This window comes from Albimonas marina, assembly GCF_029223255.1.
In the GTDB taxonomy this organism is placed as follows: domain Bacteria; phylum Pseudomonadota; class Alphaproteobacteria; order Rhodobacterales; family Rhodobacteraceae; genus Albimonas.
In genome coordinates this window covers 370,681-387,877 of sequence record NZ_JARHUC010000003.1, presented here as the reverse complement: position 1 = coordinate 387,877, position 17,197 = coordinate 370,681, and the positions used below count along the sequence as shown (strand labels likewise).

Genomic DNA, 17,197 nt, shown 5'->3' with positions numbered 1-17,197 from the left:
GATGGGCGCGGCGGACCCGCCGCGCCCGCTCTCCCGCCCCGCGCCGCCGGCGCACGCTTCAGGACCTTCGATCATGACCGCAACCGGAGCCTATGGGGTCGCGCGCGGCTATGTGGACAGCTTCCAGCCCGAGGCCGCCCCCGCCGCGCTGCACGCGCTGCAGGCGCTGCGCGGACGGCGGGGGCTGGAGCTCGCCCGCCCGCTGCGGGTGCTGGACCTGGGCTGCGGGACGGGCTTCGGCCTGGCGCTGCTGGCGGCCGCCAACCCGCGCCACCGCTTCGTGGGCGTCGACGCGGACCCCGACCACGTGCTGCGCGCCCGGGCGCTGGTCGACGCCGCCGAGCTGCCCAACGCCACCTTCCTCGAGGCCGCCTTCGACGAGCTGCTGGTCGACCCCGCCCTGCTGGGCCATTTCGACGTGGTCGTCGCCCACGGGGTCTGGACCTGGCTCGACGCCCCCGCCCGCGCCGCGCTGGTGGCGCTGCTGCGCGAGACGACGGCGCCGGGCTCGCTGGTCTACCTGGGCTACAACGCCGCCGCCGGCTGGGCGGCGCTGGCGCCGTTCCGCGCCCTGGTCGGCGCCCTCGCCGCCGGACGACGCGGCGCGGCGGGGGAGCGGGCGATCCTCGACGCGCGGCGCTTCTTCGCCCAGCTCGACGCGGCCGAGGCGGGGGTGATGCGCGGGGCGCCCGCGCTGTCGCGCTTCGTGAAGCGGATCGACCGCTTCCCCATGGCCTACCTCGCCCACGAATACCTGCCCGGCGGCGCGGGGGCCTGCTGGCATCACGAGGTCGCCGAGGCGTTGGCCCCCGCGCGGCTCGCCTACCTCGGCTCCGCCCGCCTGACCGACAATTTCGACCGGCTGAACTTCCCCGCGGAGCTGCGCGAGACCCTCGCCCAGGCCGAGCGGCGGGGCGAGGGCGACGTCGAGATGATGCGCGACATCGCCGCCGCCCGCAGCTTCCGCATGGACGTCTTCGCCCGCGGCCAGACCGCCCTGCCCGACGCCGAGGCCGAGGCCGCGCTCGACGCGCTGCGGATCGTCGCCGCGGCCCCGCTCGCGGAGGCGCCCACCGTCCAGACCGCCCGAGGCACGGTCGCCCCGGACCCCGAGATCGCGCGCCCCGCGCTCGCCTTCGCGGCCCAGGCGCCCTGCACCCTGGGCGAGGCGGCGGCGCATGTCGCCGCCGGCGGCGCCGATCCCCGGAAGGTGCGCCAGGCGCTGGTGGTGCTGCTGGCCGGCGGGCGGCTGCGCCCCGCCGCCGGCTTCGGCCCACAGGGCCTCGACCCCGAGGCGGAGGCCGCCTGCGCGCGCTTCAACCGCGCCGCCCATGCCGCCATCCGCCGCCCGCCGGCCTTCGCCTCCGCCGTCCTCGCCGGCGGCGTCGCCCCGAACCGCCACGAGCGCGCGATGCTCTACGGCGACGCGCTCCCGCCGGCGGGCGAGGACGAGGAGGAAGCGCTCGACGGCGACGGCGCGGCGCCCCCGCCCGACCTCGACCACCTGCGCCGGCTGGTCCCGGACCTCGACCTCTACGCCGCCCCCGCGCGCCCGCAGGCGGCGGCGGACTGACCGGGCGCGGAGGCCGCGCGGGGTCGCTGGATTCCGTGGCGACGGAAAACCGACGATCCGCCGTGAAAATCCCTGAATCCCCCCTTGCGAACCGCGGGGCTTCGCCCATCTATGTAAATGTGAATTACATTCACATCATGACCAAGGGATCGAGACGGAGATGGACAGGATCAAGGACCTGCTGAAACGCGCGGAAGCCACGCTGGACCACTGGGGCAAGCCCGGCTGGATCGGGGCGATGGTCTTCCTCTTCATCGTCGGGGCCTGGCCGCTTGGCCTGGCCATGCTTTTCTACATGATCTGGAGCGGACGTATGGGCAAGGGCTGCAATTCTCGCTGGAAGCGGAGCGCGCGCGGCGTCTATCGCTCGAGCGGCAACACCGCCTTCGACAGCTACAAGGAGGAGACCCTGCGTCGCCTCGAGGAGGAGCAGGAGGCCTTCCAGTCCTTCCTGGACCGCCTGCGCAAGGCGAAGGACCAGGCCGAGTTCGACCAGTTCATGGACGAGCGCCGCAAGCCCGCGCCGGACGTGGCCACGGCCTGAGCCGCCGGCCCGGCCGAACGGGCCCTCCCCCGCCCGGGCGATCGCGCCCGGGCCTGAACCCCGCTTCGGCCCTCGCCCCTCTCGGGGGGCCTGGGGGCCGGACGCGCCGGCCCGCCCTGCGGCGGGCCGCGGCGCCCCCGGTGAAGGGGTCTTCCCCTCTCCCCCGACGCCGGGGAACCGCCTGCGCGCCCCGCAAGGGGGCCGCGACGCCCGGAGGCCGCGCAGGCCTCCGGGCGTTCGCATGTCCGGGCAGTCCCCGCCGAACGCCGGCCCCTCCGGACCGCTCCAAACATTCAGGATATGGCATCGGCGCCATGGTCGCAGGATCCTGAAGACATTTCAGCCGGAGCGATGATGACGGCTTGATGACCGGCTGATACGCTGCGACTCGTTTCCAGCTTTCGATGGGGTCCATGAGCCACCACCAGGGAAAGATCGCCCCGCAGTTCTTCGTGACGGCGCCGCAGCCCTGCCCCTACCTCGACGGCCGGGCGGAGCGGAAACTCTTCACGACGCTGCGCAATCCCGACGCCGCCGCGGTCAACGACTTCCTGTCGCTGCGCGGCTTCCGGCGCAGCCAGGGCGTGGTCTACCGCCCCTCCTGCGCGGGCTGCTCGGCGTGCCTGTCGACCCGAATCCCGGTCGAGGGCTTCACACCTGGGCGCACCCTGCGCCGCGTTCGCGCGCGGAACGAGGACCTGACCCGTCACGCCGCCAACGCCCAGGCGACCGAGGATCAGTACGACCTGTTCCGCCGCTATCTCGACCATCGCCACGCCGACGGCGGCATGGCCGAGATGGACGCCTTCGAATTCGCCGCGATGATCGAGGAGACGCCGGTGCGCACCCGCGTCGTCGAATATCGCCGCGCGCCCGACCGCGAGAAGGGCGAGCGCGGGCCCGACGTGCTGGTCGCCGCCTGCCTGACCGACGTGCTCGCCGACGGGCTGTCGATGGTCTACTCGTTCTTCGATCCCGAGGAGGACCGGCGCAGCCTGGGCACCTACATGATCCTCGATCATCTCGAGATCGCGCGCGCCGCGGGCCTGCCCTACGTGTACCTCGGCTACTGGGTCCCCGGCTCGCCGAAGATGAACTACAAGGCGCGCTTCACGCCCTTCGAGATCTATCATGGCGAGACCTGGCGGCGGGTCGACCGGCCCCAGGACGTCTCGGCCGACGCGCCCGCCCTGCCCATCGACCCCATCGCCGACCAGGTCGCGCGCCTGATGAACGGCTGAGCCCCGCGCTCCGCCGCCCCTCCGCCGCCTCCTCCGCATCGGCGGCGCCCCGGGCCCGCCGCCCGATCCGACGCTCCCGGCTCAGGTCCGGGGCGCGCGTTCGGCCGCGGGGATCTCCCGAATCTCGATCTCGAGCCGCTGGACATACGGCCGCTCCGGCGTCGCGAGGGGGCTGGGGAACTCCGGCCGGTTCGGCGCATCCGGAAAGTTCTGCGCCTCGAGGCACAGGCCCGCGAACGGCCCCGCCGGCGTCCCGTCGAGGCCAGGAACCGCCAGGCTCAGCCCCGGCGCGTCGTAGACCTGGACCGAGGGCTGGTCGGTCCAGAGCCGCAGCCGGAGGTCTCCCGCCCCACTGGTCAGCTCCGCCGCCGGCCGGGCCGGGTCGCGACCGGGGCTCAGCGCATAGGCGTGATCGACCGCGATCCCGCGCCCGTCCGCATCGCGCAGCGTGCGCGGCTCGCGGAAATCGGGGCGGCCCTCGCCCACTGGAATCAGCCGCCCGGTGGGGATCTGGCCCGCATCCACCTCCGCCCAGCGGTCCGCGTCGAGCCGCAGGCGGTGGTCGAGCACCTCGCCCCCGCCGTCGAGGTTCCAGTAGGCGTGCTGGGCGAGGTTGATCGGCGTCGGCCGGTCGGGAACCCCGCGCATCTCGTAGATCAGCCGCGCCCCGTCCAGCCGCACGTCCACCGTGAAGGCCACCGCGCCCGGGAAACCGTCCTCCCCGTCGGGACTGTCCCAGCTCAGGCGCAGCGCCTCGCCAGCGGCCTCCATGCGCCAGTTGCGCCGGGCGAGGCCGCGGCCCCCGTGCAGCAGGTTCGCCCCCTCGTTCGGGGTCAGGCGCACCTCCCGCCCCTCCAGCTCGAACCGCGCGCCCCTGATGCGGTTGGCGACGCGGCCGCAGATGGCGCCGTAGGCGGGCGAATGCGCCGGATAGTCCTCGACCCGCGCCAGCCCCAGCGTGCAGGCCCGCCAGCCGCCGCCAACCGGCGCGCGCCAGTCGCGCAGCGCGCAGCCCCAGCTCAGCAGCCGCACCCGGGCGAGGCCGCTGTCGAGCGTCGCCTCCCGGATCGGCTCGCCTTCGTGGCGGGCGAGGTCGCGGATCTCGAGGGTCATGGCGCGATCTCCTGGATGGGCGACGGTCGGCGGCGCGGGCACCGCCCCTCCACCTCTGCGACGGGGCGGCGCGGCGATCAAGCGCCCCCTCGCGTCAGGGGCGGCGTCTCGACATCGCCGCGCGCAGGGGTTACATGGCCCGCCAAGTCCAAGGGGCGCCCGTGCGCGCTCCGTCTCCGCGCGTGCCGCGCGGCCCGGAAGGAAAGAGCGCCCGGCCCATGGAAAACGTCCTGCTCATCATCCACCTGATCCTCGCCGCCGTGCTGATCGGCCTGGTTCTGCTGCAGCGCTCCGAAGGCGGCGCGCTGGGCATCGGCGGAGGCGGCGGCGGCGGGATGGTCTCGTCCCGCGGCGCGACCACCGCGGTCGCCAAGGCCACCTGGGCGGTGGCGGGCGCCTTCATCCTGACCTCGCTGGCGCTGACCGTGATCGCGGCGCAGAACTCGGGCGAGCGCTCGGTGCTCGACCGCATCGGCGCCCCGGCGGCGGGCGAGACCGCGCCCCTGCCCGACGCGAACGACGAGCTGCCCTCCGACCTGCAGAAGCTGCTGAGCCCGCCGGCCGCGGACGGCGGCGGCCAGGGGACCGCGCCGGCGCCCAACGCGCCCATCGCGCCGCCCTCGGCCGACTGATCCGCCGCGCGGTCGCCGCGCGGGGCGCCGTTCCGCCCCACGGATCGCCCCATTTCGGCCCAGAGCTGGGTCGACGTTCCCCTCGGCCGGCGGCGCCCCCGCCGGCCGTTCTTGCATCGAAGAGCGGATGACCGAGATGAGCGCGCGACCCTCCCTGCCCCTGCGAACGTCCGCCTGGTTCGGGGCCCGCGCCACGGCGGCGGCCGAGGCCGTGGCCGACCGGGGCTGGGCGCGGGCGCTGGCGCTGCTGGTCCTGTGCCTCGCGCTGTTCCTGCCCGGCATCGCCGACCTGCCCGTCACCGACCGGGACGAGGCCCGCTTCGCCCAGGCCACCAAGCAGATGCTGGAGACGGGCGACTACGTCGACATCCGCTTCCAGGACGAGCCGCGCTGGAAGAAGCCCATCGGCATCTACTGGATGCAGGCGGCCTCCGTCGCGGCCGTCGGCGGGCCCGAGGGCACCGGCATCTGGGCCTGGCGCATTCCCTCGCTGCTGGGCGCGATCCTCGCGGTCTTCGCCACCGCCTGGACGTTCCGGCCGCTGATGGGGGCGCAGAGCGCCTTTCTCGCCGCCGGCCTGACCGCCACCAGCCTGGTGCTGGCGGGCGAGGCCAACATCGCCAAGACCGACGCCATGCTGCTGGGCCTGACGATGCTGTCGCTGGGCGCCTGGGTGCGGCTGCTGACCCGCTCCGGCCTCGCCTCCGCGCCCCCGCCTATCGAGATCGCGGCCGGCCGCGCGCTGGACGTGCCGGACCCCGACGCCCCCTCCGCTCCCGCGGGCAAGGGCTGGAAGGTGGATCCCTGGCATCCCCACGCCGCCCGCGCAGGGGCGAGCGCCCCGGTGGACGACCCCCGCGTGCCGCGCCCCGACGCGCTGGCGCTGCGGCTGATCCTGTGGGGCGCGCTGGGCCTCGCGGTGCTGGTCAAGGGGCCCATCGCCCCCGCGATCCTGGCGCTCGCCGTGCTCGGCGCGCTGCTCGCCGAGCGCACCGCCGCCCCCCTTCGCGCGCTGGGCCTGCTCAGCCCCGGCCCGATCCTGTTCGTCGCGCTGGTGATCCCCTGGCTGATCGCCATCCACCTCGCCTCCGACGGCGGCTTCTGGGCCGAAGCGCTGGGCCGCGACTTCCTGGGCAAGCTCGCCGAGGGGCAGGAGAAGCACGGCGCCCCCCCGGGAACCTACCTGGGCGTGGTCTGGGCGGTGCTGTGGCCCTGGGCCCCGCTGATCCTGCTCGCCGCCCCCTACGCCTGGCGCACCCGCGGCGCGCGCGCCACCGCGCCGCTGCTCGCCATCGCGCTGGTCTGGTGGCTGATCATCGAGGCGACGCCGACAAAGCTGCCCCACTACCTGATGCCCGCCGCCCCCGCCGCCGCCGGCCTGGTGGCGCTGTGGCTGACCTCGCCGGTGCGCGCGCCGAGCCGCTGGCAGTCGATCGCCGCCGCCGTGCTCTTCGCCCTGGTGGGCGGGGCGCTGGCGCTCGCCGACGTCGGCCTGCCGCTCTACGTGAACGGGACGGTTTCGCCCTGGGGCGCGCTGCTGGCGCTCGCCGGCCTGCTCTTCGTCGGGCTGGGCACGGTCGCGCTGTGGTCGGCGCGCCGGCGCGACGCGGTGGCGGCGATGATCGCGGCCGCGGTCCTGCTCTATCCCGCGACCCTGCAGTTCGCCCTGCCCTCGCTGACCTGGGGCTTCCCCAGCCAGCTGATGGCCCGCGCCGCCGCGCCGTTCGAGGCCTGCGCCGGCCGCCCCGCCGACACCCAGTCCTACCGCGAACCGAGCCTCGTCTTCCTGCAGGGCACCGGCACCCGCCTGCTGCTCCCCTCCGAGGCCGCGGCCGAGCTGCGCGAGGCCGAGGCGCCGCTGGTCTGGATCGAGGATCGCCGCCGCGACCAGCTCGACGAAGCGCTGAACCTGACCGGCGAGGCGACGCCCCCCCACCTGCGGGAGCTGACCTCGGTCTTCGCCTTCAACCCCAACCGCGGCGGGACGACCACCCTGCGCCTGTTCACCCGCGACGGGGTCGAGGCCTTCGCCGACTGCCCCTGAGGGGGCGAGGCCCGGGCGCGCCGGCTCGGGGCGCGCCCGAGGCCGAGGCGCCACGCCCCTGCCCCTCGCGTCGCCCTGCCGCTTGGCCCCGGCCGCCGTGCGCGTTATACGGCGTCCCCGGACCGAGGACCCCGCATGACCAGCCCGCGCATCACCGTCATCGCCCCGATGAAGAACGAGGCGGAGAACGTCGCCGCCCTGGCGGACGAGATCGCGGCCGCCTGCGCCCATCTCGCGCCGTTCGAGGCGATCTTCGTCAACGACGGCTCCGACGACGACACCGCCGGCGCCATCGCAGCCGCCCGCCTGCGCCACCCCTGGCTGCGGGAGCTGCGCCACGCCGCCTCCTGCGGGCAGTCGGCCGCGGTGCTCTCGGGCGTGCGCGCGGCCCGGGCGCCGATCTGCTGCACGCTGGACGGCGACGGGCAGAACCCGCCCTCCGAGATCCCCAAGCTGGTGCAGCCGCTGCTGGACGACGCCGAGGGCCGCCTGGGCCTCGTCGCCGGCCAGCGGGTCGACCGGCAGGACACGGCCTCGAAGAAATGGGCCTCGCGCATGGCCAACGCCCTGCGCCGGCGGATGCTGCACGACGACACCCGCGACACCGGCTGCGGCCTGAAGGCCTTCCCGCGGCAGGTGTTCCTGTCGCTGCCCTTCTTCGATCACATCCACCGCTACCTGCCCGCGCTGGTGAAGCGCGAGGGCTATGCGATCGCGCTGGTCGACGTCTCCCACCGCGCGCGCGGGGCGGGGTCGTCGAACTACACCAACTTCGGGCGCGCCATGGTGGGCGCCCTCGACCTGATCGGCGTCTGGTGGCTGATCCGTCGCCGCAAGGTGCAGACGGTCGCCGCGCTGGACCCGGGCGAGGGGGACGCGGCGTGATGCAGGCGCTGGCCGACTTCCTGGGCGCGGACAGCACCGCCGAGCTGATCTGGATCTTCGTGGGCCTCGCCGGACAGGCGCTCTTCATGGGCCGCTTCCTGATCCAGTGGCTCGCCTCCGAGAAGGCCAAGCGCTCGGTGATCCCGCTGGCCTTCTGGTGGTTTTCCATCGGCGGGGCGGCGGTGCTGCTGGCCTACGCCATCCACCGCGCGGACCCGGTCTTCATCCTCGGCCAGTCGCTGGGCTTCTTCATCTACGCCCGGAACCTGTGGCTGATCCGGGCCGAGCGTCGCGGCGCCCAGCCCTCGACCCCGCCGCCGCCCACCGCCTGACGCCGCGTCCTGAACGCTTCCTGAGCGTCGCCCTTGCGCGCGGCCCTCAAGCGGTCTTTGATGCATCGCAGCAGCGCGCGGACGAACCGCGCCTTCCCGCGACCGGGGCCCGCGACAGGGGGACGAATGGGACGACTGACCACGCATGTGCTCGACACCGCCTCCGGCCGGCCGGCCGCGGGGGTGCGCATCGACCTCTACCGCCTGGCCGCCGACAGCCGCGACCTGCTGGCCGAGGCCGTAACCAACGCCGACGGCCGCACCGACGCGCCGATGCTGGAGGGAACGGCCTTCCGCGCCGGGACCTACGAGCTGGTCTTCCACTGCGCCCCCTATTTCGAGACGTTGGGGACCGACCTGCCCTCGCCCCCGTTCCTCTCCGACGTGCCGATCCGCTTCGGCATCGCCGAGGACGCGCACTATCACGTGCCCCTGCTGCTCTCGCCCTACGGCTATTCCACCTACCGGGGCTCCTGACATGCGCGACACCCTGCGCTTCGTGCTGAACGGCGAGGCGGTGGCGCTTCGCGACGTCGATCCGCGCACCACCCTGCTCGACTGGCTGCGCGAGACCCGCCGCCTGACCGGCACGAAGGAGGGCTGCAACGAGGGCGACTGCGGGGCCTGCACCGTGGGCGTCACGCGGCTCGAGGACGGCGTCCCCCGCCGCCGCGCCGTGAACGCCTGCATCCAGCTGCTGCCCATGCTCGACGGCGCCGCGGTCACCACGGTCGAGGCGCTGGCGGGCCCCGAGCGCCTGCACCCCGCCCAGCAGGCGATGGTCGACCTGCACGGCTCGCAATGCGGCTTCTGCACCCCGGGCTTCGTGATGAGCCTGTGGAGCGCCTATCCCGACGGCCCCCAGCCGCGCCGCTCCATCGAGGATGCGCTGGCCGGAAACCTCTGCCGCTGCACGGGTTACGGCCCGATCCTCGAGTCCGGCGAGAGGATGCACGACCTCCCCGCCCCGGACTGGGAGGCCGACCCGGCGCCCGCGCTGGCGGAGCTCTCCGACTTCGACGGGCTGACCCTGACCGCCGCCGGCTGCACCGCGCACGTCCCCGCCGCCGAGGACGACCTCGCGGCCCTGGTCGAGGCGAACCCCGAGGCGGTGATCGTCGCCGGCGCCACCGACGTGGGCCTGTGGATCACCAAGCGGCTGATGGAACCCAAGACCCTGATCTTCGTGAACCGGGTCAGGGACTTCGACCGCGTGGTTGAGACGCCCGATCACATCGAGCTCGGGGCCGGCGCCACCTACGCGCGCGCCGCCGAAGCGCTCGCCTCCCTCTCCCCCGACCTCGGCGAGATGGTGCGGCGGCTGGGCTCGACCCAGGTGCGCAACTCCGGCTGCGTGGGGGCGAACATCGCCAACGGCTCGCCCATCGGCGACGGCCCCCCGCCGCTGATCGCGCTGGGGGCCCAGCTGGTGCTGCGCAAGGGCGAGGCCGTGCGCACGATCCCGCTCGAGTCCTTCTTCCTCGACTACGGCAAGCAGGACCGGGCGCCGGGCGAGTACGTCTCCGCCATGCGAATTCCGCGCCCCAAGTCCCCGGAGTCGCTGAAGGTCTACAAGATCTCCAAGCGCTTCGACCAGGACATCACCGCGACCCTGGGGGCCTTCCTGATCGAGGTCTCCGAGGGGACCGTCGCCTCCGCCTCCATCGTCTACGGCGGCATGGCCGGCACCCCCAAGCGCGCCCGCGCCGTCGAGGCCGCGCTGGTCGGCAAGCCCTGGACGCGGGAGACGGTCGAGGCCGCCCTCCCGGCCTATGCCGAGGACTTCCAGCCGATGTCCGACATGCGCGCCTCGGCCGAGTACCGGCTTCGCGCCGCGCAGAACCTGCTTCTCAAGGTCTTCCACGAAACCACCGAGGGCACAGGGAAATCCCGCCTCGTCGGCGCCGGGGCGCTGGCATGAGCGCCCCCGCGAAACCGCTCGAGCGCAAGGCCGAGATCGCCGGGGGCGTCCGCGCGCCCCAGCGCCACGACTCCGGCCACAAGCACGTCGCCGGCGCCGCCACCTACGTCGACGACATCCCCACGCCCGCCGACTGCCTCTCGGTCGCCTTCGGCCTGTCCGAGAAGGCCCGCGCGCGCATCCTCTCGCTCGACCTCGCCCCGGTGCGCGCCGCCCCCGGCGTCGTCGCTGTCCTGACCGCCGAGGACATCCCCGGCCGCAACGACGTCTCCCCCAACGCCTGGCACGAACCCCTGCTGGCCGAGGACGGCGAGGTCTTCTTCGTCGGCCAGCCGATCTTCGCGGTGGTCGCGCAGACCCACCTCGCCGCCCGCAAGGCCGCCCGCCTCGCCAGAATCGAGTGGGAGGAGCTGCCCGCCATCCTCACCGTCGAGGACGCCGTCGCCGCCGACAGCCTCTTCGAGCCGCCTTACGTGATGGCCCGCGGCGACGCCGACGCCGCCATCGCGGCCGCGCCCAAGGTCCTCGAAGGCTCGATCGGCATCGGCGGCCAGGAGCATTTCTACCTGGAATCCCAGGCCGCTCTGGCCGTTCCCGGAGAGGACGGCGACGTCACGATCCACTGCTCCTCCCAGCATCCGACCGAGATCCAGCACAAGGTGGCCGAGGCGCTCGACGTCCCCTTCCACGCGGTGACGGTCGAGGTGCGGCGCATGGGCGGCGGCTTCGGGGGCAAGGAAAGCCAGGGCAACGCGCTCGCCGCCATCTGCGCCGTCGCCGCCAAGCGCCTGAACCGCCCCGTGAAAATGCGCTACGACCGCGACGACGACATGCAGATCACCGGCAAGCGCCACGGGTTCCGCATCGACTATCGCGTGGGCGTCGACGCCGACGGCCGCATCCTCGGCGTCGCGTTCGAGCAGATGGCCCATTGCGGCTGGTCGCTCGATCTCTCGCTGCCCGTCGCCGACCGCGCGATGTTCCACGCCGACAACGCCTATTACCTCCCCCATGCTCGCATCCGGTCTTATCGTTGCCGGACAAACACCTGTTCCAACACCGCTTTCCGCGGCTTCGGCGGTCCGCAGGGCATGGTGGGGATCGAGCGGGTGATGGACCACATCGCCTTCGAGCTGGGCCGCGAGCCCGCCGAGATCCGCGCCCTCAACTACTACGACCGCCCGGGCGGCGAGCGCGTCTTGACCCCCTACCACATGGAAGTCGAGGACAACGTCATCCATGAGCTGGCCGCGCAGCTGCTGGCCTCCTCCGACTACGCGGCGCGTCGCGCGAAAATAAACAAATTCAACGCGCAAAGCGCTGTACTCAAGAAGGGACTTGCGTTCACGCCGGTGAAGTTCGGGATCTCCTTCACCCTGACCTGGATGAACCAGGCCTCGGCGCTGGTGCATGTCTACACCGACGGCTCGGTCCACCTGAACCACGGCGGCACCGAGATGGGCCAGGGCCTGTTCGTGAAGGTCGCCCAGGTCGCGGCGGAGGTCTTCCAGATCGACCTCGACCGCGTGAAGATCACCGCGACCAACACCGGCAAGAGCGCCAACACCGCCCCCACCGCCGCCAGTTCCGGAAGCGATATCAACGGCATGGCGGTCAAACATGCCTGCGAGCAGATCAAGGAGCGCCTCGTCGCCTTCGCCGCCGAGCGCTTCCAGGCCACGCCCGCCGACGTGGTCTTCCTGCCCGGCCGGGTGAAGGTGCGCGAGGCCGAGATCGCCTTCGACGAGCTCGTCTCCCAGGCCTTCATGGCGCGGGTGTCGCTGTCGGCCGCGGGCCATTACGCGACCCCCAAGATCCACTGGAACCGGGCCGAGGCGCGCGGCCGCCCGTTCTACTATTTCGCCTACGGCGCCGCGGTGACCGAGGCGACGATCGACACGTTGACCGGCGAGTACCGCTTCGACCGCTGCGACATCCTCCACGACGTCGGCCGCTCGCTGAACCCCGCCATCGACCTCGGCCAGATCGAGGGCGGCTACATCCAGGGCCTCGGCTGGCTGACGATGGAGGAGCTGCACTGGGACGAGGCCGGCCGCCTGCGCACCCACGCCCCCTCCACCTACAAGATCCCCACCGCCTCGGACCGGCCCGAGATGCGCATCGACCTCTTCGACAACGAGAACCGGGAGGAGACGATCTTCCGCTCGAAGGCCGTGGGCGAACCCCCTCTGATGCTTGGGATTTCCGCGCTCTTGGCCTTGTCGGACGCGGTCGCGGCCTGCGGGGGCGGCACGATCTATCCCGCGCTCGACGCGCCCGCCACGCCCGAGCGGGTGCTGCGCGCCGTCGACCGGGTGCGCGGCCGACACTGGGAGACGGCGCGGGAGAGCGGCCGGTGACGCTCGACCTCGCCGGCCTGCGCGCGGCGATCGCGTCGGGCGGCCCGCTGGTGCGCGTGGTGGTGGCCGCGGCCGAGGGCTCGGCCCCGCGCGAGCCCGGGGCCGCGATGCTGGTCCACCCCGACCGGTTCGAGGGCACCATCGGCGGCGGCGCGCTGGAGTTCGAGGCGCTGGCCGAGGCGCGGCGCAGGCTCGCCGCCGGCGGCCCCGACGGCGTGCTGCACTACCCCCTCGGCCCCGCGCTCGCCCAATGCTGCGGGGGCGCGGCGACGCTCGCCTACGAACGCTGGGACCTCGCCCGGCTCGACGCCCTGCCGGACCCCGAGACGACCCCGATTTTCGCCCGTCCGCTGGGCGGTATCCAGGAGATACCGCTCCAGATCAGGTCGCTTCAGAAGGCCGCGCGATCCGGCAAGGGGGCGGAATTCCTCTACCTGCCCGGCGATCCGCCCTGGCTGGCGGAGCCGCTGAGCCCCGCCCTGACGCCGCTGTGGCTGTGGGGCGCGGGCCATGTGGGGCGGGCGGTGGCGCGGGTGTTCGAGGGGCTGCCCTTCGCGGTGACCTGGATCGACGACGCGCCCGCGCGCTTCCCCGACCCGGTCCCCGCCCATGTCCGCGCCCTGCCCGCGCCGCAGATGGCGGCGGCCGCCGCGCTCGCGCCGCCGGACGCGGCGCACTTGGTGATGACCTACAGCCACGCCATGGACCTCGAGATCGTGCACGCGGTGCTGGCGCGCGGGGCGTTCGCGCGGCTCGGCGTGATCGGCTCGGCGTCGAAGGCCGCGCGGTTCCGGGCGCGGCTCGCCGCGCTGGGCCACGGGGCGGAGGCGGTCGCGCGCATGGACTGTCCCATCGGCCTCGCGGGGCCGGAGGGGTTGAAAGGGGGCAAGGCGCCGGCCGAGATCGCCGTCTCGGTCGCCGCCGACCACCTGCGCTGGCGCGCCTCGCGAGGGGCCGCGCGCCGCAGGGGAGAGGGGGGAGAATGACCGCGCTGCTGTCGATCCGGGGGCTGTGGAAGCGCTTCCCCGGCGTGATCGCCAACGCCGACGTGAGCTTCGACATCCAGCCGGGCGAGATCCACGCCCTGCTCGGCGAGAACGGGGCCGGCAAGTCGACGCTGGTGAAGATGATCTACGGCGTGATGCGCCCCGACGAGGGCGAGATGGAGTGGCAGGGCGCGCCCTACGCCCCCCACTCGCCCGGCGAGGCGCGGGCGGCGGGCGTGGGCCTCGTCTTCCAGCACTTCTCCCTTTTCGAGGCGCTGAGCGTGGGGGAGAACGTGGCGCTGGGCCTTCCGGCCGAGCAAGCGGGGCGCGATCTGCCCGACCGTATCCGAAAGGTATCGGCCGAATACGGCCTGCCGCTCGACCCCGACCGGCAGGTGGGGGAGCTATCCGTGGGAGAGCGCCAGCGCGTCGAGATCGTGCGCTGCCTGCTGCAATCCCCCCGCCTGCTGATCATGGACGAGCCGACCTCGGTCCTCACCCCGCAGGAGGTGGAGACGCTGTTCCTCACCCTGCGCAAGCTGCGCGACGAAGGGGTGGCGATCCTCTACATCTCCCACAAGCTCGAGGAGATCCGCAGCCTGTGCACCGCCGCCACCGTGCTGCGGGGGGGCAAGGTCGTGGGCGCCTGCGACCCGCGGCAGGAGACGGCGCGCGGCCTCGCCGAGATGATGATCGGGCGCGAACTCGCGGCCCCCGGCGCCCCCGCCGGCACGGGCGGCGAAGCGCGGCTGGTGCTCGACAACCTGACCGTGATCTCGGACGCGCAGTTCGGCGTCTCGCTCCGCTCCATCTCCGTCGAGCTGAAGGCGGGCGAGGTGCTGGGCGTCGCGGGCGTCGCGGGCAACGGCCAGGACGAGTTGACCGCCGCCCTCTCGGGCGAGGTGCGCGTGGCCCCCGGCATGATCCGGCTCGAGGGCACGCCCATCGGCCACCTGGGCCCCACCAGGCGCCGCCGCCTGGGCCTGAACGTGGCGCCGGAGGAGCGGCTGGGCCATGCCGCCGCCCCCGAGATGTCGTTGACCGACAATACCTTCGTCTCGGCCCGCACGCGGCTGAAGCTGTCGCTGAAGGGCCTGCTGAACCTCGGCGCCGCCAAGAGCTACGCGCGCCGGGTGGTCGAGGATTTCGACGTCCGCACCCCGGGGATCCACGTGGCCGCGGGGTCGCTCTCCGGCGGGAACCTCCAGAAATACGTGATCGGGCGGGAGATGCTGCAGAACCCCGAGGTGCTGGTGATCTCACAGCCCACCTGGGGGGTGGACGCGGGCGCGGCCCAGGCGATCCGCCAGGCGATCCGCGACCTGGCGCAGTCGGGCTGCGCGATCATGGTCATCAGCCAGGACCTGGACGAGCTGATGGAGATTTCCAACCGCTTCGCCGTGATCGCGGGGGGCCGCCTGTCCGCCCCGCGCCCGGCCGGCGAGACCTCGATCGAAGAGATCGGCCTGCTGATGGGAGGAGGGGCCCATGCTGCGGCTTGAACCGCGCAAGGAGCGCAGCCGCGCCATGGCGCTGGCCGCCCCGGTGATCGCCGTCGTGCTGACGATGATCTTCGGCATGATCCTCTTCGCCCTGCTGGGCAAGGATCCGGTGCGCGCCATCGTCACTATCTTTTGGGAACCGCTGACCAACGACTTCACCCGCTCCGAGCTGCTGGTGAAGGGCACGCCGCTGGTGATGATCGCGGTGGGCCTGGCCATGGGCTTCCGGGCGGGCATCTGGAACATCGGGGCCGAGGGCCAGTTCATCGTCGGCGCCATCGCCGGCGGCGCGGCGGGCCTCGCGGTCTATGACACGCAAGGCGTCTGGGTGCTGCCGATGATGTGCCTCGCCGGCGCCGCGGCGGGCGCGGCCTGGGCGCTGATCCCCGCGATCCTGAAGGTGAAGTTCAACGCCAACGAGATCCTGGTCTCGCTGATGCTGGTCTATGTCGCGGGGCTGTGGCTCTCGGCCCTCGTGACCGGCCCGCTGCGCGATCCCGACGGGTTCAACTTCCCCGAAAGCCGCCTGTTCCACGACAGCGCCACCCTGCCCATCCTGCTCGAGGGCACGCGCGCCCATGTCGGGGCGCTGGTCGCGCTCGCCGCCGTGCTGATCGGCTGGGCGGTGATGGAGCGGCACGAATACGGCTTCTCCCTCAAGCTCTTCGGCCAGGCCCCCAGGGCCGCGCGCTTCGCGGGCTTCTCGCAGTCGCGCTCGGTGCTGCTGGCGATGGCGGTCTCGGGCGGGCTCGCAGGCCTCGCGGGCACGTTCGAGGCGTCGGGCCCCGTGGGCCAGCTCGTGCCCGGCCTGCCGGCGGGCTACGGCTTCACCGCGATCATCGTGGCCTTCCTGGGCCGCCTGCACCCGGCGGGCATCCTGCTCGCCGGCCTGCTGATGGCGCTGACCTACATCGGGGGCGAGGGCGCGCAGCTCGCCATGCAGCTGCCCGCCGCCGCGATCTCGGTCTTCCAGGGGATGCTGCTGTTCTTCCTGCTGGGGATGGACGTCTTCTCCCGCTACCGGCTGGCGCCCGCGCCGCGGGGCGCGCGCAAGGGGGCCGCGTGATGGACTTTTCCGCGCTCAACCCGGTGGCCATCGCCATCGCGCTGATCATCGCCGCCACGCCCCTGGTCTTCGCGGCGATCGGGGAGCTGGTGGTCGAGAAATCCGGCGTCCTGAACCTGGGCGTCGAGGGGATGATGATCGTCGGCGCCATCGCGGGCTTCGCCGGCGCGCATGAGAGCGGCTCGACCCTGGTCGGCGTGCTCTGCGCCCTCCTGGCGGGCGCCGCGCTGTCCGGCGTCTTCGCCTTCATGACCCAGGTTCTGATGTCGAACCAGGTGGCCACGGGGCTCGCGCTGACGCTCTTCGGCCTCGGGCTCGCGGCGATGCTGGGGCAGCCCTATTCGGGCATCCCCGCGCCGGACTTCCCCAAGGTCTGGCTGCCGGTGCTGTCGGACCTGCCGATCCTGGGGCGGCTGTTCTTCTCCCACGACTGGCTGGTCTACGTCTCGCTGCTGCTGGCCGGCGGGGTGGCTTATGCGCTGACCCGCACCCGCATGGGCCTGGTGCTGCGCGCGGTGGGCGAGAACCATGACGCGGCCCATGCCATCGGCTACCGGGTGGTGGCGATCCGCACCGCGGCGATCCTATTCGGCGGCGCCTGCGCGGGCGTGGGCGGGGCGTATCTGAGCCTCGTCGCCTCGCCGCTCTGGGTCGAGGGGATGACGGCCGGGCGCGGGTGGATCGCGCTCGCCATCGTCGTCTTCGCCTCGTGGAAGCCGTGGCGGGCGGTGCTGGGGGCCTACATCTTCGGCGGCGTGACCATCGCGCAGCTGAACCTCCAGGCGCTGGGGGTGGCGATCGAGAGCCAGTATCTCTCGATGACCCCCTACCTGGTCACCATCGTGGTTCTGGTGATCATCTCGGCCGACAAGCGGCGCGCGCGGATGAACGCGCCCGCCTGCCTGGGCCGGCCCTTCTACGCGGCGGGCTGAGGGAGGCCCGCCGCACGCGACCCAGCCGGTCCCCTCGACGGGGCCGGCATTTCGGGAGGAATGATT

15 protein-coding genes are annotated in these 17,197 nt (G+C 73.3%); 14 read left to right on the top strand and 1 reads right to left on the bottom strand.

Annotated elements, in window-relative coordinates:
* Positions 1–73 precede the first annotated feature (73 nt).
* The 3 genes from P2H44_RS09390 (at position 74) to P2H44_RS09380 (ending at position 3,358) form a co-directional block, all read left to right on the top strand.
* Positions 74–1,573 carry a class I SAM-dependent methyltransferase gene (locus tag P2H44_RS09390; protein ID WP_275763249.1) on the top strand — a complete coding sequence of 500 codons (1,500 nt, stop codon included), beginning with the start codon at positions 74–76 and terminating at the stop codon, positions 1,571–1,573.
* A gap of 160 nt (positions 1,574–1,733) precedes the next feature.
* A complete protein-coding gene (locus tag P2H44_RS09385) occupies positions 1,734–2,117 on the top strand; it encodes a DUF2852 domain-containing protein (protein WP_275763248.1) in 384 nt (127 codons plus the stop codon).
* Positions 2,118–2,530: 413 nt separating this feature from the next.
* A complete protein-coding gene (locus P2H44_RS09380) occupies positions 2,531–3,358 on the top strand; it encodes an arginyltransferase (protein ID WP_275763247.1) in 828 nt (275 codons plus the stop codon).
* A gap of 81 nt (positions 3,359–3,439) precedes the next feature.
* On the opposite strand, the gene P2H44_RS09375 is transcribed toward P2H44_RS09380, so the two are convergent.
* Positions 3,440–4,471, bottom strand: coding sequence for an aldose epimerase family protein (locus tag P2H44_RS09375; protein WP_275763246.1), 1,032 nt, complete (start codon positions 4,469–4,471; stop codon positions 3,440–3,442).
* 218 nt (positions 4,472–4,689) lie between these two features.
* On the opposite strand from P2H44_RS09375, the gene secG reads away from it, so the two are divergent.
* From secG to P2H44_RS09320, 11 genes are all read left to right on the top strand, one after another.
* Complete coding sequence (gene secG, locus P2H44_RS09370; RefSeq protein ID WP_275763245.1) at positions 4,690–5,103, top strand: preprotein translocase subunit SecG; 414 nt, start codon at positions 4,690–4,692, stop codon at positions 5,101–5,103.
* Positions 5,104–5,239: 136 nt separating this feature from the next.
* Positions 5,240–7,147 carry an ArnT family glycosyltransferase gene (locus tag P2H44_RS09365; RefSeq protein ID WP_275763244.1) on the top strand — a complete coding sequence of 636 codons (1,908 nt, stop codon included), beginning with the start codon at positions 5,240–5,242 and terminating at the stop codon, positions 7,145–7,147.
* A 135-nt stretch (positions 7,148–7,282) separates the two neighbouring features.
* Positions 7,283–8,032, top strand: a complete 750-nt coding sequence (locus P2H44_RS09360; RefSeq protein WP_275763243.1) for a glycosyltransferase family 2 protein — start codon at positions 7,283–7,285, stop codon at positions 8,030–8,032.
* Positions 8,032–8,364 (top strand): lipid-A-disaccharide synthase N-terminal domain-containing protein, encoded by a 333-nt coding sequence (locus tag P2H44_RS09355; protein WP_275763242.1) that lies wholly within the window; start codon positions 8,032–8,034, stop codon positions 8,362–8,364. The genes P2H44_RS09360 and P2H44_RS09355 overlap by 1 nt, the downstream gene beginning before the upstream one ends.
* A gap of 126 nt (positions 8,365–8,490) precedes the next feature.
* Positions 8,491–8,841, top strand: a complete 351-nt coding sequence (gene uraH / locus P2H44_RS09350; RefSeq protein ID WP_275763241.1) for a hydroxyisourate hydrolase — start codon at positions 8,491–8,493, stop codon at positions 8,839–8,841.
* A gap of 1 nt (position 8,842) precedes the next feature.
* Complete coding sequence (gene xdhA, locus P2H44_RS09345; protein ID WP_275763240.1) at positions 8,843–10,285, top strand: xanthine dehydrogenase small subunit; 1,443 nt, start codon at positions 8,843–8,845, stop codon at positions 10,283–10,285.
* A complete protein-coding gene (gene xdhB, locus P2H44_RS09340; protein WP_275763239.1) occupies positions 10,282–12,645 on the top strand; it encodes a xanthine dehydrogenase molybdopterin binding subunit in 2,364 nt (787 codons plus the stop codon). Before xdhA ends, xdhB begins: the two co-directional genes overlap by 4 nt.
* Positions 12,642–13,631 carry a xanthine dehydrogenase accessory protein XdhC gene (gene xdhC / locus P2H44_RS09335; RefSeq protein ID WP_275763238.1) on the top strand — a complete coding sequence of 330 codons (990 nt, stop codon included), beginning with the start codon at positions 12,642–12,644 and terminating at the stop codon, positions 13,629–13,631. Before xdhB ends, xdhC begins: the two co-directional genes overlap by 4 nt.
* Positions 13,628–15,133 (top strand): ABC transporter ATP-binding protein, encoded by a 1,506-nt coding sequence (locus tag P2H44_RS09330; RefSeq protein WP_275763237.1) that lies wholly within the window; start codon positions 13,628–13,630, stop codon positions 15,131–15,133. Before xdhC ends, P2H44_RS09330 begins: the two co-directional genes overlap by 4 nt.
* On the top strand, positions 15,120–16,199 hold the full coding sequence (locus P2H44_RS09325) for an ABC transporter permease (protein ID WP_275763236.1): 1,080 nt from the start codon (positions 15,120–15,122) through the stop codon (positions 16,197–16,199). The genes P2H44_RS09330 and P2H44_RS09325 overlap by 14 nt, the downstream gene beginning before the upstream one ends.
* Positions 16,199–17,131 (top strand): ABC transporter permease, encoded by a 933-nt coding sequence (locus tag P2H44_RS09320; protein ID WP_275763235.1) that lies wholly within the window; start codon positions 16,199–16,201, stop codon positions 17,129–17,131. The genes P2H44_RS09325 and P2H44_RS09320 overlap by 1 nt, the downstream gene beginning before the upstream one ends.
* Positions 17,132–17,197 lie beyond the last annotated feature (66 nt).